Annotated in this window: 21 protein-coding genes; 13 read left to right on the forward strand and 8 right to left on the reverse strand. The window is 67.7% G+C overall.

All coding sequences use genetic code 11. From position 1 onward, the window contains the following. Nucleotides 1-8: 8 nt before the first annotated feature. From creD to creB, 3 genes are all read right to left on the reverse strand, one after another. Entirely contained in the window at nucleotides 9-1,328 is a 1,320-nt protein-coding gene (gene creD / locus AC06FA_RS03160; RefSeq protein ID WP_478067079.1) for a cell envelope integrity protein CreD, read from the reverse strand. Between the two features lie 81 nt (nucleotides 1,329-1,409). Continuing rightward, a complete protein-coding gene (gene creC, locus AC06FA_RS03165) occupies nucleotides 1,410-2,870 on the reverse strand; it encodes a two-component system sensor histidine kinase CreC (protein WP_478067080.1) in 1,461 nt (486 codons plus the stop codon). Nucleotides 2,871-2,872: 2 nt separating this feature from the next. Further along, nucleotides 2,873-3,607 carry a two-component system response regulator CreB gene (creB, locus tag AC06FA_RS03170; protein ID WP_478067082.1) on the reverse strand — a complete coding sequence of 245 codons (735 nt, stop codon included), beginning with the start codon at nucleotides 3,605-3,607 and terminating at the stop codon, nucleotides 2,873-2,875. Nucleotides 3,608-3,642: 35 nt separating this feature from the next. On the opposite strand from creB, the gene AC06FA_RS03175 reads away from it, so the two are divergent. From AC06FA_RS03175 to AC06FA_RS03195, 5 genes are all read left to right on the forward strand, one after another. After that, nucleotides 3,643-4,500 (forward strand): 23S rRNA (adenine(2030)-N(6))-methyltransferase RlmJ, encoded by an 858-nt coding sequence (locus tag AC06FA_RS03175; RefSeq protein WP_478067083.1) that lies wholly within the window; start codon nucleotides 3,643-3,645, stop codon nucleotides 4,498-4,500. A 106-nt stretch (nucleotides 4,501-4,606) separates the two neighbouring features. Further along, nucleotides 4,607-5,152 carry a GNAT family N-acetyltransferase gene (locus AC06FA_RS03180; protein WP_019659177.1) on the forward strand — a complete coding sequence of 182 codons (546 nt, stop codon included), beginning with the start codon at nucleotides 4,607-4,609 and terminating at the stop codon, nucleotides 5,150-5,152. Between the two features lie 163 nt (nucleotides 5,153-5,315). Next, on the forward strand, nucleotides 5,316-8,780 hold the full coding sequence (mfd, locus tag AC06FA_RS03185) for a transcription-repair coupling factor (protein ID WP_478067084.1): 3,465 nt from the start codon (nucleotides 5,316-5,318) through the stop codon (nucleotides 8,778-8,780). 81 nt (nucleotides 8,781-8,861) lie between these two features. Continuing rightward, nucleotides 8,862-9,377, forward strand: a complete 516-nt coding sequence (locus AC06FA_RS03190) for a hypothetical protein (RefSeq protein WP_478067085.1) — start codon at nucleotides 8,862-8,864, stop codon at nucleotides 9,375-9,377. Nucleotides 9,378-9,502: 125 nt separating this feature from the next. Then, complete coding sequence (locus tag AC06FA_RS03195; protein WP_478067086.1) at nucleotides 9,503-10,108, forward strand: HD-GYP domain-containing protein; 606 nt, start codon at nucleotides 9,503-9,505, stop codon at nucleotides 10,106-10,108. 309 nt (nucleotides 10,109-10,417) lie between these two features. Here the strand turns inward: AC06FA_RS03195 and AC06FA_RS03200 are convergent, their stop codons facing one another. Further along, nucleotides 10,418-12,511: a M13 family metallopeptidase gene (locus AC06FA_RS03200; RefSeq protein ID WP_478067088.1), complete on the reverse strand. Its 2,094-nt coding sequence runs from the start codon at nucleotides 12,509-12,511 to the stop codon at nucleotides 10,418-10,420. Nucleotides 12,512-12,614: 103 nt separating this feature from the next. Between AC06FA_RS03200 and AC06FA_RS03205 the strand changes: the two genes are divergently transcribed. Continuing rightward, a complete protein-coding gene (locus AC06FA_RS03205) occupies nucleotides 12,615-13,037 on the forward strand; it encodes a hypothetical protein (protein ID WP_478067090.1) in 423 nt (140 codons plus the stop codon). A 123-nt stretch (nucleotides 13,038-13,160) separates the two neighbouring features. Here AC06FA_RS03205 and gpmA read toward each other — a convergent pair whose 3' ends face one another. Then, a complete protein-coding gene (gene gpmA, locus AC06FA_RS03210) occupies nucleotides 13,161-13,910 on the reverse strand; it encodes a 2,3-diphosphoglycerate-dependent phosphoglycerate mutase (RefSeq protein WP_108749003.1) in 750 nt (249 codons plus the stop codon). A gap of 64 nt (nucleotides 13,911-13,974) precedes the next feature. Continuing rightward, on the reverse strand, nucleotides 13,975-14,934 hold the full coding sequence (locus AC06FA_RS03215; RefSeq protein ID WP_478067092.1) for a cation diffusion facilitator family transporter: 960 nt from the start codon (nucleotides 14,932-14,934) through the stop codon (nucleotides 13,975-13,977). 201 nt (nucleotides 14,935-15,135) lie between these two features. Between AC06FA_RS03215 and AC06FA_RS03220 the strand changes: the two genes are divergently transcribed. Beyond that, a complete protein-coding gene (locus AC06FA_RS03220) occupies nucleotides 15,136-16,551 on the forward strand; it encodes a diguanylate cyclase (protein WP_478067093.1) in 1,416 nt (471 codons plus the stop codon). Here AC06FA_RS03220 and AC06FA_RS03225 read toward each other — a convergent pair. Next, entirely contained in the window at nucleotides 16,548-17,723 is a 1,176-nt protein-coding gene (locus AC06FA_RS03225; RefSeq protein ID WP_478067095.1) for an MFS transporter, read from the reverse strand. The genes AC06FA_RS03220 and AC06FA_RS03225 overlap by 4 nt on opposite strands. 76 nt (nucleotides 17,724-17,799) lie before the next feature. Here AC06FA_RS03225 and AC06FA_RS03230 point away from each other — a divergent pair, with 76 nt between their 5' ends. From AC06FA_RS03230 to AC06FA_RS03255, 6 genes are all read left to right on the forward strand, one after another. Then, entirely contained in the window at nucleotides 17,800-18,228 is a 429-nt protein-coding gene (locus tag AC06FA_RS03230) for a winged helix-turn-helix transcriptional regulator (protein WP_478067096.1), read from the forward strand. A gap of 93 nt (nucleotides 18,229-18,321) precedes the next feature. Beyond that, nucleotides 18,322-18,657, forward strand: coding sequence for a DUF3649 domain-containing protein (locus AC06FA_RS03235; protein WP_478067097.1), 336 nt, complete (start codon nucleotides 18,322-18,324; stop codon nucleotides 18,655-18,657). Beyond that, the gene (locus tag AC06FA_RS03240; protein WP_478067098.1) at nucleotides 18,654-20,243 is read left to right on the forward strand and encodes a PepSY-associated TM helix domain-containing protein; all 1,590 of its coding nucleotides are present in this window, start codon (nucleotides 18,654-18,656) and stop codon (nucleotides 20,241-20,243) included. The genes AC06FA_RS03235 and AC06FA_RS03240 overlap by 4 nt, the downstream gene beginning before the upstream one ends. Beyond that, a complete protein-coding gene (locus AC06FA_RS03245) occupies nucleotides 20,240-20,539 on the forward strand; it encodes a DUF3325 domain-containing protein (RefSeq protein WP_478067099.1) in 300 nt (99 codons plus the stop codon). Before AC06FA_RS03240 ends, AC06FA_RS03245 begins: the two co-directional genes overlap by 4 nt. A 17-nt stretch (nucleotides 20,540-20,556) precedes the next feature. Beyond that, nucleotides 20,557-22,764, forward strand: a complete 2,208-nt coding sequence (locus AC06FA_RS03250) for a TonB-dependent siderophore receptor (protein ID WP_478067100.1) — start codon at nucleotides 20,557-20,559, stop codon at nucleotides 22,762-22,764. Between the two features lie 68 nt (nucleotides 22,765-22,832). Continuing rightward, nucleotides 22,833-23,963, forward strand: a complete 1,131-nt coding sequence (locus tag AC06FA_RS03255; protein ID WP_478067101.1) for a metallophosphoesterase — start codon at nucleotides 22,833-22,835, stop codon at nucleotides 23,961-23,963. Nucleotides 23,964-24,070: 107 nt separating this feature from the next. Here the strand turns inward: AC06FA_RS03255 and AC06FA_RS03260 are convergent. Continuing rightward, the coding region (locus tag AC06FA_RS03260; protein WP_478067102.1) for a hypothetical protein at nucleotides 24,071-24,727 on the reverse strand (657 nt) is incomplete at its 5' end.

Genomic DNA, 24,727 nt, shown 5'->3' on the forward strand with positions numbered 1-24,727 from the left:
TGTGCTCCTTACTTCTGCTCGCTGCCCAGCGCGTACCAGTCCACGCGGCGGGTGACCCACATCGCCACGGCCAGGATCGCAAACAGCAGCAGCGAACCCATCAGCAGCGCGTTGTTTTCCGAGACCAGCAGCCCGTACAGCGCGCCGTACAGCAGCGTCAGCATCGCCGCAAAGCCCAGCCCGCGTTTCCAGTGCCCCAGCACATTGGCCAGATACACCGCCTGCAGCCCGATACAGGCCACGGCCGAGACCAGGTAGGCCTGCCAGAACGCGATGTGCTCGGAAAGGCTGATCAGCAGCAGGAAGAAGATCGCCAGCGCCAGGCCCACCATCAGGTACTGCAGCGGATGGATGCGCAGCGCCTTGATCAGTTCGAACAGAATGAAACCGACGAAGGTGAGCACGATGAACAGCACGCCGTACTTGGATGCACGATCGGCCTGGGTGTAGCTGTCCACCGGGTCCACCAGCGAAACCGCTACCGCCTGTGCATCAAGATCGCCGCCCTTGCGCAACTGGTGCTGCGCGTCCGAGGCCAGCGACGATACCGCCCAGCGCGCATCGAAGCCCTGTGCGTCCACGCGGCGCTCGTTGGGCAGGAACGCGCCGGTGAACGAGGGGTGCGGCCAGCTCGAGCGCAGGGCAATCTGGTTGTCGTCGCCCAGCGGCACTACCGACAGCGCGCGGCTGCCATCCAGGCGCAGTTCCAGTTCCACGCTGCTGGCCGCCAGGCTGCCGCCACTGGCATCGGCGAAGCCGGCCACCGGCGCATGCAGGCCACGGCCCAGCGCGTCGGCCGCGCCCACACCCGGCTGCAGTCGAACCTGCTTGCCATCCACGCGCAGGTTCGGCGTACCGACCAGCCCGCGGGCGTCCGATACGCCCAGTGCCACGTAGGGCTGACCGTAGGTGCGGCCGGTCTTCACCGGGTAGTCGTCGGCGGCGAAGGTCGCCTTGATCTGGCCGTTCCAGCTGTACACCGGCACTTTGAACAGGCCCACCGAGCGCTGGCTGGGCAGCAGCTCACCGTTCACGTCGAGCGTGGTGGGCACCTGCAGCCATTGGCCCTCGGTGGTCTGCAGCTCGGTCTTCTTCACGCCCTGAGCGTCCACCACCTCCACCTGCTGGCGCTCCACCCACGGCACCACTCGCACCGGGCCGATCAGCTGCTGGGTGCCGGCGCGGCTTTCGGCCACGCGCGAGAACGCTTCATCGCGATAGTTGCTGCGCTCGCTGATGACGCTGCGGATCATCATCAGCGGGATCAGAAGCAGCAGGATCAGGCCGCCGACAATGGCGAACCGCAGCAGCATCTTCAGGGATTTCATGGTCCATCCTCGTTGGAGAGGACTGCAGGATGGACGCCGCCGGTGAGCGTGGTTTGTGGCGAATTTGAAGTGAGTGTGAAGTCAGCGGCGGGGCCGCTTGCCCGGTCCGCCGGTCGGCAACCACAGCTCGGCCAGGGTACCGCCGCCTTCGCGCGCGGCCAGGGCGGTGCGGCCGTCGTGCAGGCGCGCCACCTCCTGCACGAAGGGCAGGCCCAGCCCTGAACTGCGGCGACCGCTGCCCGGCCGGGCCAGCGAGTAGAAGCGCTCGAACACCCGCTCGCGTGCGTAATCGGGAATGCCGGCACCACGGTCGGCCACCTGCAGGCGAACGCCCTGCCCCTCGGCCTGCGCGGAAAGTTCCACCACGGCACCAGGCGGCGAGAACGCCACCGCATTGTCGATCAGGTTGTGCAGGGCCTGGCGCAACAGGTACCCGTCGCCCTGTACCTGCAGGCCCGCTGCCGCCTGCGCGGTGACCTGCACGCCGGCCGCCTGCGCACGCACCTGGGCAGCGCTGGACGCTTCGTCCAGCAGTGCGCCCGCCTCGATCGGCTCGCGGGTCTGCAGCCAACCGTGCTGTTCCACTTCGGCCAGCGCCAGCAGCTTGTCGATGGTTTCGGTCAGCCGCTGCTGCTGGTCGACGATGCTGCGGGCGAAATGCGCGCGGTCCGCATCGGGCATCGGTTCCTGCAGCAGTTCGGCCGCACCCCGGATCGCGGCCAGCGGGCTCTTCATTTCGTGCGTCAGCGACTGCACGTACTGTTCGACATAGGCCTTGCCTTCCAGCTTGCGGCGCATGGTTTCCAGCGCCTGGCCCAGCTCGCCGATCTCGTCGCGGCGGCGACGGGGCGGTGGCACCGGCTCACCGTTGGTAACCGCACGCGCGTAGCGGCTGAGCTGGCCCAGGCCGCGGGTCAGCCACACGGTGACCAGGATGCCCACCAGCGCCGACAGGCCGATCAGCCACGCACCGCGCTCGATGATGGCGCGCTGGCTGGCGGCAATGAACGGATCGATGCTGCGGTTGGGCTGGGCCAGGCTGAGTACGCCGATCAGCGTGTGGCCATCGGCCGGGTCGTACACCGGCGCGGCCACGTGCATCACCGTATTGCCTTCCTCGCCGGGGGTTTCCGGGCTGGAGCGCGCGCCATACTCGCCACGCAGGGTGCGGTAGACATCGTTCCAGCGCGAATTGTCGCGGCCCACGTCGCGCCCCAGCGAATCGTAGATCACGATGCCACGCGCGTCGGTGATCGTGACCCGGTAATCCAGCGCGCGCTTGGGGAAGCGCCAGACCATGGCCTTCAGGTCGCGCTGCCGCGCCTTGGCCAGGTTGCGGGTGAAGCTGCCACTGCCGATGGTGCCGGCCTTGACGTCGGCAGCGGCCATTTCGGCCAGTACGTTGGCCGCGTCCACCAGGGTCGATTCCATCGCCTGGCGCACGCCGGGCTTCACTTCGTTCACGAACACGCGCATCACGAAGAACGCGGCGATGCCCACGATCAGGAAGAAGCCCAGGAACAGTTTCAGCATCAGCCGCATGGCTACACCTGCAAGGCGTAACCCACGCCGCGGTGGGTGCGGATCGGGTCATCGCTGGCGCCGGCCGCGCGCAGCTTGGCGCGCAGGGTCTTTACGTGGGTGTCGACCGTGCGGTCGGCGCTGTCGGCGCTGCTGTCCCAGCCACGGTCCATCAGCTGGGCGCGGCTGAGAATGGCGCCGGGGCGCTGCAGCAGGGCCTCCAGCAGGGCGTACTCATAGCGCGTGAGTTCCAGCGGTTGGCCATGGAAACGGATGCGCCGGCCCTCGCGGTCGATCGCAAAGGCGCCGGTTTCGCGCCAACCGGCCTCCTCGGCCGCGGCCGGGCCGGCCACAGCGGGCGCAGGCACGCGACGCAGGCGGGCGCGTACCCGCGCCACCAGCTCGCGCGGTGAAAACGGCTTGGTCATGTAATCGTCCGCGCCCAGCTCCAGGCCCAGCACCCGGTCCAGTTCGTCGTTGCGGGCGGTCAGGAAGATCACCGGCAGCTGCGCCACCGCGCCGGGCAGCGCGCGCAGGCGCCGGCAGACCTCGAAGCCGCCCAGATCGGGCAGGCCCACATCCAGCACCAGCAGGTCGATGCCGCCGGCCTGCAGGCGCTGCAGCGCCTCCCCGCCCAGCAGGCAGTGGCTGGCCGCATAGCCTTCGCTGCGCAAGGCGTAGAGCACGGTTTCGGCAATGGCGGCTTCATCTTCGACCACCAGCACATGGGCAACGGGCGCTGTCATGGCGCGCAGCATAGCCGCTGCGGCCGCCGCCCCGTACACTGCCGCCCATGAACTATCGCCACGCCTTCCATGCCGGCAACCATGCCGATGTCCTCAAGCACATCGTGCAGCTGGGCCTGATCGACAGCTTCAAGCGCAAGGACAGCCCGTTCTTCGTGCTGGACACCCATGGCGGCGCTGGCCGCTACCTGCTGGCCAGCGAAGAGAGCCGCAAGACCCTGGAGGCCGAATCCGGGATCATGCGCCTGATGGCCCAGCCCAAGCTGCCCGAGGTGGTGGAGCGCTACCTGAAGGCGGTGCAGGCCGACAACCCGGTGGGGGCGATGATCACCTACCCCGGCTCGCCGCTGCTGAGCGCCCAGGCCATGCGCGCGCAGGACCGCATGGCGGTGTGCGAGCTGCAGGAAGACGAAGCCGCCTCGCTGAAGGCGCTGTTCGCCCACGACAGCCGCGTGGGCGTGCACCCCGGCGACGGCTACGGCCAACTGCGCGCCCTGCTGCCGCCCAAGGTCAATGGCAGCAAGATCGGCCGCGGCCTGGTCCTGATCGACCCGCCCTACGAGGCGCAGGATGCCGAGTACCAGGCGATCCTGGCCGCACTGGCCGAAACCCTGTCACGCTGGCCGCAGGCCACCTGCGCGGTCTGGTTCCCGATCAAGCAGCGCCGCACCATCCTGCATTTCCTGCGCAAGGCCACCGCCCTGCCGGTGAAGTCGGCCCTGACCATCGAGTTCCTGGTGCGCCCGGACGATTCCCCGCTACGGCTCAACGGCAGTGGCATGCTGGTGCTCAACGCCCCTTGGCAGTTCGACCGGGTGGTCGGCCCGGCCCTGCCGGCATTGCGCCAGCACCTGGGTGAACCCGGCGCCACCACCCGCCTGGACTGGCTGAAGACCGCCGAATAAGCGACGATCGGTCGTCTTCACGAGGCTGTACCTGCGTGAGCCTTTTGTTCACGGAACGCAGCCCCGGTGATGCCACAATCGATGGACCACCAAGGAACCACCCGGTATGGCCACTCGCAACCGCATGCCGCCCTGGCATGAGATCTTCAAGGCTCCCAGCGGCCACGAGCTGCTGATCCGCCCCATCCGCCCGGAAGATGGCGCGCCGCTGCAGGCCGCCTTCAGCCTGTTCGGGCCGGAAGAAATCCGCGACCGTTTCCTGCAGGCGGTGACCGAGCTGTCGCCGGAAACCACCCAGCGCCTGACCCACCCCAACCCCAAGACCGAGATCACCCTGGTGGCGGCCGAATCGCTGCCGGCCGGTGAAGCGGTGGTGGGTGCGGTGGCGCGGGCCTCGATCATTCCCGGTACCCGTGAAGCCGAGTACGCGATCCTGATCAGCCGCTTCCTGATCGGCCAGGGCCTGGGCCGGCAGCTGATGCGCAAGCTGGTGAAGTGGGGCCGCGGCAAGTACCTGGACCGCCTGTACGGCGATGTGGCTGCCGAAAACGAGCCGATGAAGCAGCTGGCCGCCTCGCTGGGCTTCAAGCCGGTGCCGCACCCCAATGGCGCCGAAGGCCTGGTGCGCATGGTGCTGGAACTGGACAATTGAGGTAACGCCGGGCCAAGCCCGGCGTGCCGCGATGCGACACACATTCCGGTAGCGCCGGGCCATGCCCGGCGAGCCGCGTTGCGACAGTCGAGCAAGCTCGACTCTACGTGGGAACCGTTACGCACACGGTCACGACAAGGGCATCTGTTAAGATCGGCGGTCCATGTCGCGTACTTCATACCCCGCCCCGCCGCTGCCCCGTGCCGGCCAGCTTCGCGCCTGGTGGCGCGCCCCCGCCTCGCCTACTGCACTGGCCTGGTACCTGGTGCAGGCGGCACGCGCGCACGATGCGCCGCTGCTGGTCATCGCCCGTGACAACCACGGCGCCAGCCAGCTGGAAGCCGATCTGCACACCCTGCTGGGGGCCGATCCGTCGCTGCCGGTGGTCGCGTTCCCGGACTGGGAAACGCTGCCCTACGACCGCTTCAGCCCGCACCCGGACATCATTTCCCAGCGTCTGGCCGCTTTGCACCGCCTGCCCGCGCTGAAGCGTGGCCTGGTGATCGTGCCGGTGCAGACCCTGCTGCAGCAGCTGGCACCGCAGAGCTATGTGATCGGCGGCAGCTTCGACCTGAAGGTCGGCCAGCGCCTGGATCTGGAAGCGGAGAAGCGCCGCCTGGAAAGCGCCGGCTACCGCAACGTGCCGCAGGTTATGGACCCGGGTGACTTCGCCGTGCGCGGCGGCCTGCTGGACGTGTTCCCGATGGGCGCCGACGAGCCGCTGCGGGTGGAACTGCTGGACGAGGACATCGATTCGATCCGCGCCTTCGACCCGGAAAGCCAGCGCTCGCTGGACAAGGTCGAGGCCGTGCACATGCTGCCCGGCCGCGAAGTGCCGATGGACGAGGCCAGCATTGCGCGCGTGCTGGGCACCCTGCGCGAACGCTTCGACGTGGATACGCGCCGCAGCGCGCTGTACCAGGATCTGAAATCCGGCCTGGCGCCGGCCGGTATCGAGTACTACCTGCCGCTGTTCTTCGAACGCACTGCCACGCTGTTCGATTACCTGCCGGCGGGCAGCCTGCCGGTGCTGTGTGCCGGCGCCGGTGAGGCCGCCGAGACCTTCTGGACCCAGACCGCCGAGCGTTACGAACAGCGCCGCCACGATGTGGAACGGCCGCTGCTGCCGCCGTCGGCGCTGTACCTCTCGCCGGACCTGCTGCGCGAACGCCTGAACGATGCCGCGCGCATCGAAGTGTGGGCCGCCGACCATGCGCGCATCGCCGATGCCCATGCGCTGGGTGACCAGCCGCTGCCGCCGCTGCCGGTGGCCGCACGCGAGGCGCCGGCCGGTGATGCACTGAAATCCTTCCTGGCCCATTACCCGGGCCGGGTGCTGATCGCGGCCGATTCACCCGGCCGCCGCGAAGCCCTGCTGGAAGTGCTGCAGGCCGCGGAACTGAAGCCGCCGGTGCTGGCCGATCTGCCGGCGTTCCTGGACAGCGCCGAGCGTTTCGCCATTACCGTGGCGGCGCTGGAAGATGGTTTCGCGCTGGACGAACCGCGCATTGCGGTGCTCACCGAGCGCCAGCTGTTCCCCGAGCGTGCGGGCAGCACCCGCCGCACGCGTCGCGCCGGCCGCGAGCCCGAAGCGATCATCCGCGACCTGGGCGAGCTGACCGAAGGCGCGCCCATCGTGCACGAAGACCACGGCGTGGGCCGCTACCGCGGCCTGATTGCCATGGACGTGGGCGGCATGCCCGGCGAATTCCTGGAAATCGAGTACGCCAAGGGCGACCGCCTGTACGTACCGGTGGCCCAGCTGCACCTGATCAGCCGCTATTCCGGCGCATCGGCGGAAACAGCGCCGCTGCATTCGCTGGGCGGCGAGCAGTGGAGCAAGGCCAAGCGCAAGGCTGCCGAAAAGGTGCGCGACGTGGCCGCCGAGCTGCTGGAAATCCAGGCGCGCCGCCAGGCCCGCGCGGGGTTGGCGCTGCACGTGGACCGCGCCATGTACGAACCGTTCGCGGCCGGCTTCCCGTTCGAGGAAACCCCCGACCAGCTGGCCGCCATCGACGCCACCCTGCGCGATCTGGCCAGCAGCCAGCCGATGGACCGCGTGGTCTGCGGCGACGTCGGCTTCGGCAAGACCGAAGTGGCCGTGCGTGCCGCCTTCGCCGCGGCCAGCGCCGGCAAGCAGGTGGCGGTGCTGGTGCCGACCACGCTGCTGGCCGAACAGCATTTCCGCAACTTCCGCGACCGCTTCGCCGATTACCCGATGAAGGTCGAAGTGCTGTCGCGCTTCAAGACCAGCAAGGAAATCAAGGCCGAGCTGGAGAAGGTCGCCGCCGGCACCATCGATGTGATCGTCGGCACCCATCGCCTGCTGCAGCCGGACGTGAAGTTCAAGGACCTGGGCATGGTCATCGTCGACGAGGAACAGCGTTTCGGCGTGCGCCAGAAGGAAGCGCTGAAGGCGCTGCGCGCCAACGTGCACCTGCTGACCCTGACCGCCACCCCGATCCCGCGCACCTTGAACATGGCCATGGCCGGCCTGCGCGACCTGTCGATCATCGCCACCCCGCCGCCGAACCGGCTGGCGGTGCAGACCTTCATCACCCAGTGGGACAACGCGCTGCTGCGCGAGGCGTTCCAGCGCGAGCTGTCGCGCGGTGGCCAGCTGTACTTCCTGCACAACGACGTGGAAAGCATCGGCCGCATGCAGCGCGAGCTGTCCGAGCTGGTGCCCGAAGCGCGCATCGGCATCGCCCACGGGCAGATGCCCGAACGCGAGCTGGAAAAGGTGATGCTGGACTTCCAGAAGCAGCGCTTCAACGTGCTGCTGTCGACCACGATCATCGAATCGGGCATCGACATCCCCAACGCCAACACCATCATCATCAACCGCGCCGACCGCTTCGGCCTGGCCCAGCTGCACCAGCTGCGCGGCCGCGTGGGCCGTTCGCACCACCGTGCGTATGCCTACCTGGTCGTGCCCGACCGCCGCTCGATCACCCCGGACGCTGAAAAGCGCCTGGAAGCGATTGCCTCGATGGACGAACTGGGCGCCGGCTTCACCCTGGCCACGCACGATCTGGAAATCCGTGGCGCCGGCGAGCTGCTGGGTGAGGACCAGAGCGGGCAGATGGCCGAGGTGGGCTTCAGCCTGTACACCGAACTGCTGGAGCGCGCGGTGCGCAGCATCCGCCAGGGCAAACTGCCCGACCTGGATGCCGGCGAAGAAGTGCGTGGCGCCGAGGTCGAACTGCATGTGCCGGCACTGATTCCGGAAGACTACCTGCCCGACGTGCATACCCGCCTGACGCTGTACAAGCGCATTTCCAGCGCGCGCGACAGCGCCGAGCTGCGCGAACTGCAGGTGGAGATGATCGACCGCTTCGGCCTGCTGCCCGATCCGGCCAAGAACCTGTTCGCCATTGCCGAGCTGAAGCTGCAGGCCAACACGCTGGGCATCCGCAAGCTGGATCTTGGCGAGAACGGCGGCCGCATCGTGTTCGAATCCAAGCCGAACATCGATCCGATGGCGGTGATCCAGCTGATCCAGAAACAGCCCAACCTGTACGCAATGGAAGGGCCGGACAAGCTGCGCATCAAGCACCCGCTGCCGTTGCCGGAAGACCGTTTCAACGCCGCGCGCGCCCTGCTGCTGACCCTGGCCGTGCGCTGACCGCATCCCCCGGTGCCTTTCCGCTGCGGGCGGTGGAAAGGCACGCTCTTCGTTCCTGCGCCCGCGACAAGGAGTGTTGCTGTGAATCGATTCGCCCCCCTTCTGCTTGCCACCAGCCTGGGCCTGCTGGCCGCCTGCCACAGTGGCATGAGCAACCGCGATTACCTGTACGAGAACGTTGCCAGCTGGAACAGCATGGTGAACACGGTCCAGCTGTGGACCGAAGGCGCGCGTGGCGAAGCCTTCCACGCCGCGCTGCAGGACGGCAAGAGCCTGGAACAGTTCCGCTTCGGCCTGGGCAATGCACACAAGGAAGCCACCGACCGGCTGACCCATATCGAGCTGCTGACCCACGGCAAGGATGCCGATGCCCTGCACCAGGACCTGCGTGATTCGGTGCAGAGCACGGCCGACATGTTCGCAGTGATGCAGAAGATCGCCGCCCTGCCCGATGGCTACAGCGAAGAGCAGGTGGTGCCGCTGCTGCAGGCGCTGGATGAGGCCACCACCAAGATGGACACGGACATGCAGACGCTGAGCGATGCACAGGACGCGTTCGCCAAGGCCAACCGCATCCAGCTGCAGACCAGCGGCTGATCGCACCTGCGGCCAGCGCGCCACACGGTGCACAGGCCGCACGCGTTACCCTAGCTGCCACTCTTCCAGACCGGCCCGCTGCTGCGGGCCGGTCGCTTTCGCGCACTGCCTGCGCTTCCAAGCCGATGCCCCACTCCCAAGCCCCAGACCTGCTGCACGAACATGCTTGCCTGATCGATGCGCTGTCGATGTCGCTGCAGATGCGCGATGCCTACACCCGCTACCACTGCGACCGCGTGGGTGTGCTGGCCCAGCGCCTGGCCGCGCACTGCGACCAGCAGGACGAGGCCTGCGCGTTGATCGGCCTGGCCGCGCGCTTCCACGACATCGGCAAGATCGGCATTCCCGACGACGTGCTGCTGAGCCCGCGCCGCCACACCAACGAGGAGCGCGACATCATGCGCGAACATCCGGTGCGCGGCGAACACATCTTCCTGGCCACCGGGCGCAGCGACGCCACGGTGGTGGCACGGATGATCCGTGCCCATCATGAAGCCTTCGATGGCAGTGGCTATCCCGATGGCCTGCACGGCGAATCGATTCCGCTGGGTGCACGCATCGTCGCCATCGCCGATGCCTACGACGCAATGACCAGCGCGCGCCCCTACCGCGGCGCGATGGAACACGACGCCGTGCTGCGCATCCTGGAAGAGCAGTCCGGCGGACTGATCGACCCGTATGTACTCAAGCGCTTCCACGGCATGCTGAAGCGCGAACCCGCGCTGGCCTGACCGCCCGCCAACGCGCGGTAGCGTCGACGGGATGGCATCGACTGGGTGGCATCGACTGGGTGGCATCGACTGGGTTGCGTCGACGGGGTTGCGTCGACGGGGGTTGCGTCGACGGGGGTTGCGTCGACTGGGGTTGCGTCGACTGGGGTAGAGTCGACTGTTAGTCGACTACCGCGCGCAGCGCGGGATTTTCGCGGCCTGTGGGAAGAGCAGTCGACTGACAGTCGACTCTACCCGGCTCTCCCCCCCGCCATGCAAAAGGCCCGGCGTTCGCCGGGCCTTTCTGCAACTACGCTCGCGCGGTGAGGATTACCAGATCACCACGCGCTTGTCGTCGGCGCGCACCATCGCATCGCCGGCCTTGCACTGGAACGCGGCGGCGAACGAAGGCATGTTCGACGGCGCGCCATTGGCACGGAAATTGGCCGGTGCGTGCGGATCGGTGTTCAGGCGCACGCGCAGCTCGCCATCGGTGAAGTTGCGGCGCCACACGGTGGCCCAGTTCATGAAGAAGCGCTGGTCCTGGCTGTGACCATCGACCTCGACATTCGCCTTCGGGTCTTCCTTCAGCGCCATCTGCAGCGCGTCGTAGGCCACGGTCAGGCCGCCCAGGTCGCCGATGTTCTCACCCAGGGTCAGCTTGCCCTTCACGAACACGCCCGGCACCGACTCGTAGCCGTCGAACTGCGCCACCAGCTGGTCGGTGCGTTCGGTGAAGGCCTTGCGGTCCGCGTCGGTCCACCAGTTGTCGAAGTTGCCGTTGGCGGCGAACTGGCTGCCCGAATCGTCGTAGCCGTGCATCATTTCGTGGCCGATGACCGCACCGATGCCACCGTAGTTCAGCGCCGGGTCGGCCTTGGCATCGAAGAACGGCGCCTGCAGGATCGCCGCCGGGAACACGATCTCGTTCTTGGTGGCGTTGTAGTAGGCGTTCACCGTCTGCGGGGTCATGCCCCACTCGGTCTTGTCCACCGGCTTGCCGATCTTGTCCAGCATGTAGCGGTAGTTGAACGCGCGCGCCGCCTGCATGTTGCCCAGGTAGCTGTCACCGTTGGTCTGCAGGCCCGCCCAGTCACGCCACTTGTCCGGGTAACCGATCTTCGGAGTGAAGCTGGCCCACTTCTCCAGCGCCTTCTTCTTGGTTTCTTCGCCCATCCACGGCAGCTGCTCCAGGCGTGCCTTCAGCGCCTGCGACAGGTTTTCCACCAGGTGCTGCATGGCCACCTTCGATTCGGCCGGGAACACCGCATCGACGTACAGCTGGCCCAGGGCTTCACCCATGCCACCATTGACCGATTCCAGCACGCGCTTCCAGCGCGGCTGCATTTCCTTCTGGCCACGCAGGGTGGTGCCGTAGAAATCGAAGTTGGCCTTTTCGAAGGTGCTGCTCAGGTACGGCGAGGCATCGTCGATGGTGTGGAAGCGCAGGTAGGCCTGCCAGGTGCTGGCCGGCACGTCGGCCAGCATCTTGTCCATTTCACCGAAGAAGCCCGGCTGGGCCAGCGAGAACTTCTGCGCGGCCGGCACCTTCAGGGTGTCAAACAGCGCGGTCCAGCTGAAGTTCGGGGTCAGCTTGTCGGCGTCGGCGGCGCTGAGCGGGTTGTAGCGCTTGGCCGGGTCACGCATTTCGATGCGCGACATCGAGGCCTTGGCCAGGCGGGTTTCGAAGGCCATCACGGCCTTGGCCTGCTCGGCGGCCTGCGCCGCGTCCACGCCGGACAGGGTCAGCACCTGGGCGATGTAGGCCACGTAGGCATCGCGGATCTTGGCCTGCGCGTCGTCGAAGTAATACCCCTTCTCCGGCAGGCCCAGACCGCCCTGGCCAACGTAGGCGATCACGTTGGCCGAATCCTTGTAGTCGGCATTGGCGAACAGCGAGAACAGCACGCCCTTGCCCTCGGCCTGGCTGTCGCGCAGGTACTGGGTGATGGTGGCGGTGTCGTTCAGCGCGGCGATCTTGTCCAGCTGCGGCTGCAGCGGCGCCAGGCCGGCCGCTTCGATCTTGGCTTCGTCGTTGCCGGTCTTCCAGATATCACCGATCTTGGCTTCCACCGAACCGGCCTTGGCCTGGCTGGCGGCGGCCTGCTGCACCAGCGCGTGCTGCACTTCCAGCGAACGCTCGCGCAGGATCTCGAAGCTGCCCCAGGTGGTCTGGTCGCCCGGCACCGGATTGGCGGTCAGCCACTTGCTGTTGACGAAGCCATTGAGGTCGGAACACGCGGCGATGGACGGGTCCAGGTCGGCGCTGTTGAGCGAGATCAGCGGCGTCTTGATCTGCGACAGATCGAAGGCCGGCTTGGCATCGGCGGTGGCCGCCGGCGCGGTTTCATTCTTGCCACAGGCGGCCAGCGAGGCAGCAATGGCGATGGTCAGGCCCAGCGGGACCAGGTTGCGGACGTTCATGGAGTCTCTCTCCGACGGCGAATCCTCAAGCCTAGCGGGCATGGCGGTGCGGGGGACCGGCCAAAGGTCACAGGGCGCTGCCGGACCGTTACCATCGTCGGCCATGAAGATCCTCACGCTTGCCACAGGCGCGGACGCACCGCTCCGGCTGCATGCCAGCAACCCGTATCTGGTGGACGTTGAACAGCTGCCAGGCGCCATTGCCGCGCAGGTGGCCGAGGCGCCACGCGCGCACCTGCTGGCATGGTCCGCGGCTGAGGCCGGGACCGCAGGGTTCAGCCAGCACGGTCGCAGTCTGCTGCTGTCGCTGCCGGTACGCAGCGCCGGCATTGGCAGCATGCGGCCGGCCAAGGGGGGTGGCTTCATCACCCTGTTCGTGCGCACCGACAACGCGCAGATGCTCGATGTGCTGGGTAGCGATACGTTCGATCAGGCGGCGCTGGATGGACTGCTTGAACAGCGGGCGCCGTTGGGGGAGCTGCTGGGGTGTGCGCTGGATGTGGAAGACTGGGGGTATGACTGCTGAGCGCGCAGCCACCCAGACGGTGCGATCTGTAAAGTCGAGCCATGCTCGACTGCTGTTGGGAAGCCGTCGAGCATGGCTCGACGCTACAAAAGCAAAGGCCGGCTTGCGCCGGCCTTCTGTTTCTTATTTCGCCTTGCCCTGGTTGGCCACCGCTTCGGCGGCCTTGCGCGCCGCTTCCGGGTCGCCCAGGTAACGGAACGACTTCACGGTCAGGTCGTCGTTCAGTTCGAACAGCAGCGGGATGCCGGTCGGGATGTTCAGCTCGAGGATTTCCTCGCGCGACACGTTGTTAAGGTACTTGTACAGCGCGCGCAGCGAGTTGCCGTGGGCGGTGACCAGCACGGTCTTGCCGTCCTTCAGCTGCGGCGCGATGGCGTCGTGCCAGTACGGCAGCACGCGGTCCAGGGTGGTGGCCAGCGATTCGGTGCCCGGCAGGGCGTTGCGGTCCAGGCCGGCATAGCGACGGTCGTGGATCGGATGGCCCGGGTCGTCCAGCTCCATCGGCGGCGGCGGGATGTCGTAGGAACGGCGCCACACCTTGACCTGGTCTTCGCCGTGCTTGGCGGCGGTCTCGGCCTTGTCCAGGCCCTGCAGGCCGCCGTAATGGCGTTCATTGAGGCGCCAGGACTTGTTGACCGGCAGCCAGTCCTGGCCCAGTTCGGCCAGTGCACCCTGCAGGGTGTGGATGGCGCGCTTCAGCACCGAGGTGTGGGCGACGTCGAACTGCAGGCCCTCTTCGCGCATCAGGCGGCCGGCGTTGGCGGCCTCGCTGCGGCCCTGGTCGGTCAGATCGACATCGACCCAGCCGGTGAAGCGGTTGTCCAGGTTCCACTGGCTCTGGCCGTGGCGCAACAGTACGAGTTTACGGGTCACTGCAGGATCTCCAACGCGAGGAAAGGCAGGCTGGCATTGTAGCCCCGCCGGGCCGGGCCCGCCGCTACCGGTGCACGTGGCCGTGATGGCCCTGCGCATCATGGTCATGGTCATGGTCATGATCGTGCTTCGCCGGTTGCCCGCAGGCTTCACCGCAATGGTCGGCCTCGATCTGCAGGGTCACGTGATCGATACCGAACTCCTCATGCAGGCGCGTGCCCAGCGTGCGGCGCAGGGCGTCGGCATCGCTGCCTTCGCGCATCACCACGTGCGCGGTCAGCGCCGGCGTGCTGGAAGCCAGCGCCCAGATGTGCAGGTCGTGCACATCCAGCACGGCATCGTGGTCGCCCAGCCGCGCGCGCACCCGCGCTACGTCTGTGCCCTTGGGCACGCCCTCCAGCAGCACGTTGATGGCCTCGCGCATCAGCACCCAGGTACGTGGCAGCACCCACAGGCCGATGAGCACGGCCAGGATCGGGTCGATCGGCTTCCAGCCGGTCCAGCGGATCAGCAGCGCGCCCACGATCACCGCCACCGAACCGAGCATGTCGGCCCACACTTCCAGGTAGGCGCCCTTCACGTTCAGGCTTTCACCGCTGCCGGCCTGCAGCAGGCGCATGGAAATCAGGTTGATCACCAACCCGATCGCGGCGATCACCAGCATGCCGGTCGAGGCGATGTCCTGCGGCTGGCGGAAGCGCTCGATCGCTTCCCACAGAATGTAGGCGGCCACCACGAACAGCATGGCGCCATTGATCATCGCGCCCAGCGCTTCCAGCCGCGCATAGCCATAGGTGCGCCGCGCATCGGGCGGCCGCCGGCTCAAGCGCACCGCCACCAGCGCGATCATCAGCGCCAACGTATCGGTGGCCATGTGCGCCGCGTCGGACAGCAGCGCCAGGCTGTTGGTCCAGAACGCGCCCACCACTTCCACCAGCAGGAACGTGGTGGTCAGCCCCAGCGCCCACCACAGCGGCTTTTCATGGCGGATTTCGGACGGCAGGTGATCGTGGTCGTGGCCCATGGCGAAGTTCCTGTGCAATGCGGTCAGGCTACGCCGCGCAGGCGCGGGAGACTATTACGCTGTTTATAACATTGCAGTGCGCCCCCCCCCTCACGCGCGCCGCGCAGGCTGCACCGCACGTAAACTGGCTTCGCCTCCGCACTCAACCGGCGGACGCCGCAGCCGATACCGCTACGCCGCCTTACACCGCACGAGAACACCGTGGATACACCCCATCTGGACGATGCCAGCCAGCCGCTGGCCGACGCTTGGCGGCACAGCCTGCAGCAGGCCGGCCCGGCCGCCACCGCACTGCTGCGCCACGTGGCCAGCGACGCGCCGCCGCTGCTGGCGCAGCGCTTCTATGAAGTGCTGCTGGACGATGCCCGCGCCCGCCGCTTCCTGTCCCACGAGCAGGTGAAGAATCGCCTGCAGCCGGCCATGCAGCGCTGGCTGGTGCAACTGCTCAGCACCGGCGCCGACGCCGTTGCCAGCGGTGTCGCGGCGCAGCGGGTGATCGGCGATGTGCACGCGCGCGTGGGCATTCCGGTGGATCTGGTCACCCGCGGTGCGCGGGTGCTGAAACACGAGCTGTTCGCACGCCTGCAGGCACAGGCCAGCGACAGCGCCACCGCCTTTGCCGCCATCAATTGCCTGAGTACGGTGATGGACATCGCCATGGAAGGCATGACGCTGGCCTACACCCATGCCCGCGAGCGATCGTCGCGTACCGATGCAGCGTACCGGCTGTTCTCGCTGGTGCAGAACGTGAGCACCGAACGCGAGCGCCAGCGTGCGCTGCTGCTGGATTGGGAAAACGCCCTGCTGTACACGCTGGCCGGCCATGCCAGCAGCAGCGACAGCGCCAGCCTGGCCACCTCCGAATTCGGCCTGTGGTTCACCCACAAGGGCATTCCCAGTTTCGGTGAAAGCAGCGAAACCCAGCAGGTGGGGCAACTGATCGCCCGCATCGACAGCGGGCTGCAGCATGCCATCGCAGACAACCCGGCACAGCGCCTGGCCCAACTGCCGGCCATCCGCGAAGACCTGGCCAGCATCCGCACGCTGATGACCCTGCTGTTCGAGCGCATCGGCGAACTGGATGCGGGCAGTGACACCCTGACCAACCTGCTCAACCGCCGTTTCCTGCCCACCGTGCTGCGCCGCGAGATCGAACTGGCCACCCGCCACCAGACCCCGTTCTCGCTGCTGCTGCTGGACCTGGACCATTTCAAGGCCATCAACGATGGCCACGGCCACGATGCCGGCGACCGCGCCCTGCAGCACGTGGCAACGTTGCTCAGCCAATCCACCCGTGGCAGCGACTACCTGTTCCGCTATGGCGGCGAGGAATTCGTGGTGGTGCTGGTGGCCGCCAGCCAGTCGCAGGCGGCAGTCATCGCCGAAGGCCTGCGCCGGCAGATCGCGCAATCGCCGGTGGCGCTGGCCGATGGCCAGGTGCTGTCGTTGAGCGCCAGCATCGGCGTGGCCGGCCACGATGGGCACCCCGATTACGAGCGCCTGATGGCGCGTGCAGACGCGGCGATGTATGCGGCCAAACGGGGCGGCCGCAACCGCGTGGTGGTGGCCGACGCGGCATTGCCCGAACCGCCGGGACGGCGCGCACAACCGCGCTAGCGCACGCCGGTGCGGCGCCAGAGCGCCCACCAGCCCAGCGCCAGCAGGGCAATGCCTGCGCCGGCCGCGCACACCGCGGCCCAGCCCCAGCGCATCTGCAACCACGGTCCCAGCGCCCCGCCCGCGCCACTGCCCAGCGCGTAGAACAGCATGTACAGCGCCACCAGGCGCGCGTGCTGCGGCGGCGGCGCGCGCAGCAGCAGCGCCTGGCTGGACACATGCAGCGCCTGCCCGCCAAGATCGAGCACTACTACACCCAGCAGCAGCAGCGCGACCGACTGCGGCAGGCCCAGCAGCGGCCACCAGGCCAGCAGCATCAGCAGCAACGCTGCCAGGCTCACACAATGGGCGAACCCGCGGTCCATCCACTGCCCCACGCGCGCGGCCAGCACGGCGCCGAACGCACCGGCCAGGCCCAGCGCACCGATGGCCGCCGTGGACCAGCCCAGCGCGGGCGCCGACAGCGGCAGCGGCACCGCCGCCCAGAACACGTTCAAGCCGGCAAACAGCAGCAGCGCCAACGGTCCGCGTTCGCGCAACGCCGGGTTGCCACGCAGCATGGCGTGCATGCCGCCGTACAACGCGCGCACGGACGGCACGACCGCCGGTGCAGGCATGGCCGGCAGTCGCCGCCAGAGCAGGAGCCCCACCGTCGCCACCAGCACCGCCGACAGCAGGTACACCGCGCGCCAGCCGGCCAGCGCGGCCACGCTGCCGGACACCACCCGCGCCAGCAACAGGCCAATGAACACCCCGCCCTGCACCGTGCCCACCGCGCGCCCCCGTTCGTGCTCGGCGGCCAGGCCGGCGGTGCACGCAATCAGCCCCTGGGTCAGCGCCGTGCCCAGCAACCCCACCAGCACCATGCCCAGCAGCAACGCCGTGGCGGTCTGCGCGGCGGCCAACCCCAACAGCGCCAACACCAGTGCACCCATCTGCAGTCGCAGCATCCGCCGGCGATCCAGCCGATCGGCCAGCGGCAGCAGAAGCAGCAAGGCCACCACGCTGCCGGCCTGGGTGGCGGCCACCACCCACCCGGCCAGCGCGGGCGCCAGCGCGAACGCCTGCGCCAGATCGGCCAGCAGCGGTTGCGCGTAATAGACGTTGGCCACGCTGGCGCCAGCGGCGATGGCCAGCAGGCCGCGCAGCGAGGAAGGGAGAGAGACGCTCATGATTGTGGTTTCGATTTGCAACCAGATGCACGGTAGCGATTCCGGTTTTAAACTGCAACCAGATTCCGGAGTCCCCATGCACGCTGACAGCCCCTGCCCCGTAGCCCGCACCGTTGATCTGCTCGGCGACCGCTGGGCCCTGCTGATCCTGCGCGACGCCTTCGATGGCGTGGCCCGCTTCAGCGATTTCCAGCGCAGCCTGGGCGCGGCCCGCAACATCCTCAGCGACCGTCTGCGGCGCCTGCTCGACGCCGGGCTGCTGCAGCAGCAGCCCGCCGCCAATGGCAGCGCCTATCACGAGTACGTGCTGACCGCCGCGGGCCAGGACCTGTTTCCGGTGCTGGTGGCCTTGCGCCAATGGGGCGAACGCCACTGCTTCGCGGCGGGCGAAGCGCATTCGCTGCTGATCGAGCGCAGCACCGGCCAGGCGCTGGCCTACATGCAGCCGCTGGATCACAACGGCCAACCGCTGCCTGCGCACGCCAGCGTGGTGCGCAAGCTGTAAACGGCGACATCCCCCGAATGGGGGACTCGACAGGGTCACCGGTGTCAAATAGCATTCAATTGCAATTGCACACGGTTCTCATTGACATCGGCGATGGCCGCTCCTACCTCTCCTTCTGCTGCCGGCGCTGCGCCGGCCAAGCGCGTGGCGCGCGGTAACGGTCATGGCCTGCTGTGGGCGCGCGGTCTGCTGGCGCTGCTGGGCGGTTACGCCGTGGCTGCCTGCTGGGCGGCCGCACTGGCGCGCCTGCTGCCGGGCGCCAAGGCCGATGCCACCCTGGTGGCGACCATGGCCGCCTTCGTGGTCTACGCCCTGGCCGCCATCTGGGCCTATGCCGCGCGCAGCACCCTGCGTGCCGCCGTGGGCCTGCTGGGCGCGGGCGCTCTGGCTGCGCTGGTCGCCTGGCTGCTGCGCGGAGCGACCGCATGAGCAGCGCAGACAACCTGGGCGGCATCCGCCAATCGCAATCGGTGCTGCACACCTGGTCGGGCCTGGTGGTCGGCTGGGTGCTGTTCCTGATCTTCATCGCCGGCACCGCCTCGTACTGGAAGGAAGAACTGACCCGCTGGATGCAGCCGGAAATCGGCCTGCCCGCCGACGCCACGACCGCCGTCACCCAGGCCCAGCAGTTCCTGGCCCGCACCGCACCGGACGCGCAACGCTGGAGCATCGAACTGCCCGATTCGCGCAGCACCGCCACTGCGGTCAGTTGGCAGCCCAAGGGCGAGAAGGAACGCCGGCGCGGCCAGCGCAATCCCAACCAGGCCACCCTGGATGCCGACGGCACCCCGGTGCAGGTGCGCGAAACACGTGGCGGCAACTTCTTCTACCGCCTGCATTTCGACCTGCACTACGTGCCGGTGCTGTGGGCACGCTGGTTCATCAGTGCCTGTTCCATGCTGATGCTGGTGGCGATCATCAGCGGGGTCATCACCCACAAGAAGATCTTCACCGACTTCTTCACCTTCCGCCGCGGCAAGGGCCAACGCACCTGGCTGGACGGCCACAACGCGCTGGCGGTGCTGTCGCTGCCGTTCCACCTGATGATCACCTACACCGGCCTGATCACCCTGATGACGCTGTACATGCCGTGGGCGGTGGACGCGAACTACCCCGGTGGCCGCGATGCGTTCTTCGCCGAACTGTTCCCACGCGCGGAAAAGGTCGAACCCAGTGGCATGGCCGCTGCACCGCCCGCACTGGCCCAGGTCCTGCGCCGTGCGGAACTGCAGTGGGGCGGTGGCCATGCCGCGTCGCTGCAGATCGACCAGCCAGGTGATGCGTCGATGCGCATTGCCGTGCGCCGCCAGCAGGCCGACCAGATTGCCGGGGCCAACGACACGCTCACCTTCGACGCGCGCGGCGAACTGCTCGATGCTGCCCCGCCGCGCTCGGCCGCCGTGGTCACCCGCGACGGCATGATCGGGCTGCACGCCGCACGCTTCGCACCCACCACGATGCGCTGGCTGTTCTTCCTGTCCGGCGTGGCCGGCACGTTGATGGTCGCCACCGGGCTGGTGCTGTGGACGGTGAAGCGGCGCACCCAGTTGCCCGATCCTGCGCGTCCGCATCTGGGGTTCCGCATCGTGGAACGCCTCAACATCGGCTTCGTCAGTGGCCTGCCGGTGGCCATGCTGGCCTTCCTGTGGGGCAACCGCCTGCTGCCGGTGGAACTGGCCAGCCGCAGCGATGCCGAAGTGAAAGTGTTCTTCTACGCATGGGCCGCCTGCCTGCTGCACGCGCTGCTGCGCCCGGCCCGCCGCGGCTGGGTGGAACAACTGGCAGTGGCCGGCGTGTTGGCGCTGGGCCTGCCGCTGTACAACCTGGTGGCCTGGCAGGGCGGCGCGGTCAGCGCACTGGCCAGCGGTGATGGCGCCAAGGCCGGCATCGATATCGGCCTGCTGTTGATCGGCACCAGCCTGTTGTGGGCCGCGCGCAAGGTCCATCGTTTCGTGCCAGCGCAACGCAAGCCGCGTGCCGCACGCGCCGCCACGGCTGCGGAGGCCAGCGCATGAGCGTGCTTGCCCTGCTGCTGGCCGCCTTCGGATTCGTCTGCCTGGCGCTGGCGATGGAACGCCACCATCGCGACGTCACCGGTCAGGCGCCCGCTGCGCCGCGCAGCCGCCTGCTGCGCCTGCTGGGCGCTGCCGCGCTGGCGGCCAGCCTGGCACCCAGCATCGCCGCCTGGGGCGTTGCCCAAGGCTTCGTGGGCTGGTGTGGCGTGCTCGCCGCAGGCGCCGGGGCCATGGTGCTCTGGCTCAGTTTCCGCAGCCCGGCCAAGCCGGCGCCACGCCCGTCTTCCCGTTCCTGAACTAGAAAGGTCATTGCATGAAGCACACGCACTCTGGCGCCCTGCGCCGGAACGCCCTCGCCTTGTCGCTCGCCTGCGCTGTCGCACCGGCATTTGCCCAGGACAGCGCGCCGACCACCACCGAACTGGACCGGGTGATGGTGACCCAGCGCACCGAGGGCTACCAGGTCTATGGCACCAACACTGCCACCAAGCTGCCGCTGACCCTGCGCGAAACGCCGCAGTCGCTGACCGTGTTCACCCGCCAGCGCATCGAAGATTTCAACCTCATCACGATTTCCGAAGTGCTGCAGCAGACGCCGGGCGTGACCATCCAGTCGTATGACAGCAACCGCACGCTGTTCAATGCGCGCGGCTTTGCCATCAACAATTTCATGTTCGATGGCATTCCCACCAACTACACCACCGGCGCCGGCGGCAACTCGATCCTCAGCGACACCTCCATCTACGAGCGCATTGAAGTGGTGCGCGGCGCCAGCGGCCTGGTCACCGGCTCGGGCAACCCGTCGGCCACGGTGAACATGGTGCGCAAGCGCCCGACCGACACCTTCCAGGCCAGCACCAGCCTCAGCGCCGGTTCGTGGGATTACAAGCGTGCCGAAGTGGATGTGTCCGGCCCGCTCAGCAAGAGTGGCCGCGTGCGCGGGCGCTTCGTCGGCGCCTACACCGACAAGGAAAGCTGGGTGCGTTTCCAGCATGACAAATCCCCCAGCCTGTACGGGGTGATCGAAGCGGACCTGACCGACAGCACCCGCCTGCGCGCGGGCATCGATTACCTGAAGACCGGTTCCGATGGCGGCGCCTGGAGCGCCTCGCCGCTGTACTTCCGCGATGGCAGCCGCGCGCACATGCCGCGCTCCTACAGCGCCGCAGCGCGCTGGAACGAATGGAACCGCGAAAGCACCAACTACTTCGCCACCCTGGAACAGCAGTTCGGTGCCGGTTGGAGTGGCCGCCTGGCGTACAACCACCGCGCCACCGATACCGATTCGCTGCTGCTGGCCGGCTCCAACACCGGCAACTGGGCCGACCCGGTCACCGGCCTGGGCCTGCGCATAGCCGATACCTATTCGGTGTCGGAAACCCGCGAGGATGCCTTCGACCTGTACGCGTCCGGTCCGTTCCAGCTGTTCGGCCGTTCGCACGAGCTGGTGGTGGGCATCAACCACTACGACCGTGACCTGGACACCATCCGCGCCGGCATCACCTCGCGCCCGTACAACGTGGCCGCCTTCCCCAGCATCTTCAGCTGGGACGGCAACATCGGCAAGCCGACCACCTACAACTACGGCATTCCGTCCAGCACGGTGAACACCACCGAGACCGGCTACTACGCCGCCGTGCGCCTGAACCCGATCGATCCGCTGAAGATCATCGCCGGCGCGCGCTATTCCGATTACCGCACCACCACCGACAACTACAACACCGACGGCGTGTTCACCAGCCGCAGCGCGCGCACCACCGCCCATGAGCTGACCCCGTACGTGGGCGTGCTGTACGACCTGAGCAGCAGCATCACCGCCTTTGCCAGCTATTCGGACGTGTTCCAGGCCACCGCCCGGCGCGACATCAACAACCAGCTGCTGGACCCGACCACCGGTGGCAACTACGAGTACGGCCTGAAGGCGGACTTCTTCGGCGGCCGCCTGTACGCCGCGTTGAACGGCTTCTACATGAAGCAGGACAACGTGGCCGAGCTGGACCCGAACGGCGGTGAGATCAAGCTGCCCGATGGCAGTTCGCCGTCCATCGCCAGCCGCGGCATCACCACAAAGGGTGGCGAGTTCGAAGTCTCCGGTTCGATCAACGACCACTGGAGCATGACCGGCGGCTACACCTACAGCTACAGCAGCAACCCCGATGGCAGCCGCTTCGCCAACACCAGCCCGATGCACCTGGCCCGCTTCAACACCACCTGGACCCATGGCCAGTGGACGCTGGGCGGCGGTGTCAGCGTGCAGAGCGAGATCTACCAGATGCAGCCCATTCCCACCGGTCGCTTCACCGCCAGCGGTGCGCCGGTCACGGCCACCGGCAAGATGAGCCAGGGCGGCTACGTGCTGTTCGACCTGATGGGCCGCTACCGCATCAACGACAACCTGAGCGTGGGCGTGACGGTCACCAACCTGTTCGACAAGGTCTACTACCGCAACGTCGGCTTCTTCAATTCCGGCTACTGGGGTGAACCGCGCCGCGTGCTGTTCAACCTGCGCGCGAAGTTCTGAGCAACGGCGTAGCATCAGGGGCGGGCCTTCGGGTCCGCCCTTTTTATTGCCCTCCAAGGAAACACCCCATGCTGCATCGTGCCCTGCTCCGCCCTGCCCGCCTGCTGCTGCCGCTGGCCCTGCTGCTGGGCACGCCGCTGCTGCAGGCCCGCGAGGTGGCCACACCGGCCGAGCACGTCGATGCCGATGGCCCCTACGTGTTCCGCGTGGGCGAGCAGCTGCGGGCGCAGTGGATCTGTGGCGACCAGGTGCAGATGCGCACCCTGCCCGCCGATGCCAGCGGCACCGATTTCAGTCCGCAGTGCGGCTACGCCCACAGCGTGCACGTGGCAGCGCCGTCGGCACCGTCGGTCTCGGTGCTGCCGGCCGCGCCGCGCATCGTCGCCCTGTCCGATATCCATGGCCAGTACGGCCTGCTGGTGCGCCTGCTGCGCGCCAACAAGGTGATCGATGCACAGGACCGCTGGGCGCTGGGCACCGACACCCTGGTCATTTCCGGCGATGTGTTCGACCGCGGCCCGCAGGTCACCGAGGCGTTCTGGCTGCTGTACGGCCTGCAGCAGCAGGCTGCAGCCGCCGGTGGCGCCGTGCACTTCGTGCTGGGCAACCACGAAACCATGGTGCTCTATGACGACCTGCGCTACGTCAACGCCAAGTACCTGCGCAGCGCGCAGCTGCTCGGCCGCAGCTACCCGCAGCTGTACGGTGCCGATTCGGTGATCGGGCAGTGGCTGCGCACGCGCCCGGTACTGCTGAAGATCGGCGATACCCTGTTCCTGCACGGCGGCATTTCGCCGGACGCGGTGGAACTGGCGCTGGACCCAGCCGCCACCAACCATGCGTACCAGGCCTCACTGGGCACGCCCAAGGCCGACGTAAAGGCCAACCCGGCCACCGCCCCGCTGTACGACGGCAAGACCAGCCCGATCTGGTACCGCGGCTACTTCGACGGGCGCCTTGATGCAAACGGCGTGCAAGCCGTGCTGGACCGCCTGCAGCTCAAGCGCATCGTGGTCGGCCACACCTCCATGCCGCACGTCAGCACCTTCCACGGCGGCCGGGTGATCGCCATCGACAGCAGCATCAAGAACGGCGAAAACGGCGAACTGCTGTTCATTGAGAACGGCACACTGAGCCGCGGCCTGCTGGATGGCCGCCGCGTACCGCTGGCCGAAGGCGTTCCCGGCGTGGATGGCTGACCCCCGCAATCTCCACCGCACGGACCCGTAGAGTCGAGCTTGCTCGACTGCACGAAATGCCGGAACCAAAGCAGTCGAGCAAGCTCGACGCTACCGCGGCATGCGCCTTAAAGCGGGCGCTGTTGCATCGGCGCCGCGGTGCTTTCACCACGCGCGCGGGTAGCCAGCGGCTCACGTACGCGCTGCGCCAGATAGCCCAGGCTGGCGGCCAGGATGAAGGTGTAGCCCAGCAGTTCGGTGGTTTCTTCGATGGTGTTCTTGAACACGCGGATGTACTGGTCACCCAGCAGGCCCGTCCACAACGAGGTCATGCCGATCAGGCGCGAGTAGAACAGCAGCAGCACCAGGCCGATGGTCATCACCGTGCCGGCGCGCGAGGTGAGGAAGCGCACCAGACCGGCCACCGCACCGCGCCAGTCACGGCTGGCCCAGGCCAGCGAACCCACGATCAGCAGGGTCACCGGGTACTTCCAGAACCCGTGCGCGATCAGGTCCAGCGCCTCGTCCATCTCGCGCAGGAACATGCAGGCGAACAGGGCGGCGGCCAGCACCGCGAAGCCCCGATCTTCGGCGCGGCGCCACGCCAACCGCGCGAACGCCAGCACGCTGGCCGCCAGGAAGCCTTCCTGGGTCAGTTCCACCAGCGACCACTCGCCCACCGCATCGCCCAGCCAATGGATGTCCAGCCAGGCCAGCAAGGGCGGCAGGGTCACCATGAAGCCGAAAAGGAAAGTGCGTCCCAGGTGGGACAGCAGGAGGCGGAG

Source organism: Stenotrophomonas sp. Steno-C17 (genome assembly GCF_056393165.1).

Excerpts from the sequence above, each read along its gene's own strand:
- AC06FA_RS03250 (WP_478067100.1), top strand. The coding sequence starts at position 20,557 with ATGAAGCACACGCACTCTGGCGCCCTGCGCCGGAACGCCCTCGCCTTG.
- AC06FA_RS03215 (WP_478067092.1), bottom strand. The coding sequence starts at position 14,934 with ATGGGCCACGACCACGATCACCTGCCGTCCGAAATCCGCCATGAAAAG.
- AC06FA_RS03205 (WP_478067090.1), top strand. The coding sequence starts at position 12,615 with ATGAAGATCCTCACGCTTGCCACAGGCGCGGACGCACCGCTCCGGCTG.
- AC06FA_RS03245 (WP_478067099.1), top strand. The coding sequence starts at position 20,240 with ATGAGCGTGCTTGCCCTGCTGCTGGCCGCCTTCGGATTCGTCTGCCTG.
- AC06FA_RS03195 (WP_478067086.1), top strand. The coding sequence starts at position 9,503 with ATGCCCCACTCCCAAGCCCCAGACCTGCTGCACGAACATGCTTGCCTG.
- creD (WP_478067079.1), bottom strand. The coding sequence starts at position 1,328 with ATGAAATCCCTGAAGATGCTGCTGCGGTTCGCCATTGTCGGCGGCCTG.
- creC (WP_478067080.1), bottom strand. The coding sequence starts at position 2,870 with ATGCGGCTGATGCTGAAACTGTTCCTGGGCTTCTTCCTGATCGTGGGC.
- AC06FA_RS03255 (WP_478067101.1), top strand. The coding sequence starts at position 22,833 with ATGCTGCATCGTGCCCTGCTCCGCCCTGCCCGCCTGCTGCTGCCGCTG.
- AC06FA_RS03230 (WP_478067096.1), top strand. The coding sequence starts at position 17,800 with ATGCACGCTGACAGCCCCTGCCCCGTAGCCCGCACCGTTGATCTGCTC.
- AC06FA_RS03225 (WP_478067095.1), bottom strand. The coding sequence starts at position 17,723 with ATGAGCGTCTCTCTCCCTTCCTCGCTGCGCGGCCTGCTGGCCATCGCC.
- AC06FA_RS03240 (WP_478067098.1), top strand. The coding sequence starts at position 18,654 with ATGAGCAGCGCAGACAACCTGGGCGGCATCCGCCAATCGCAATCGGTG.
- AC06FA_RS03180 (WP_019659177.1), top strand. The coding sequence starts at position 4,607 with ATGGCCACTCGCAACCGCATGCCGCCCTGGCATGAGATCTTCAAGGCT.
- mfd (WP_478067084.1), top strand. The coding sequence starts at position 5,316 with ATGTCGCGTACTTCATACCCCGCCCCGCCGCTGCCCCGTGCCGGCCAG.
- AC06FA_RS03235 (WP_478067097.1), top strand. The coding sequence starts at position 18,322 with ATGGCCGCTCCTACCTCTCCTTCTGCTGCCGGCGCTGCGCCGGCCAAG.
- AC06FA_RS03175 (WP_478067083.1), top strand. The coding sequence starts at position 3,643 with ATGAACTATCGCCACGCCTTCCATGCCGGCAACCATGCCGATGTCCTC.
- AC06FA_RS03200 (WP_478067088.1), bottom strand. The coding sequence starts at position 12,511 with ATGAACGTCCGCAACCTGGTCCCGCTGGGCCTGACCATCGCCATTGCT.
- creB (WP_478067082.1), bottom strand. The coding sequence starts at position 3,607 with ATGCTGCGCGCCATGACAGCGCCCGTTGCCCATGTGCTGGTGGTCGAA.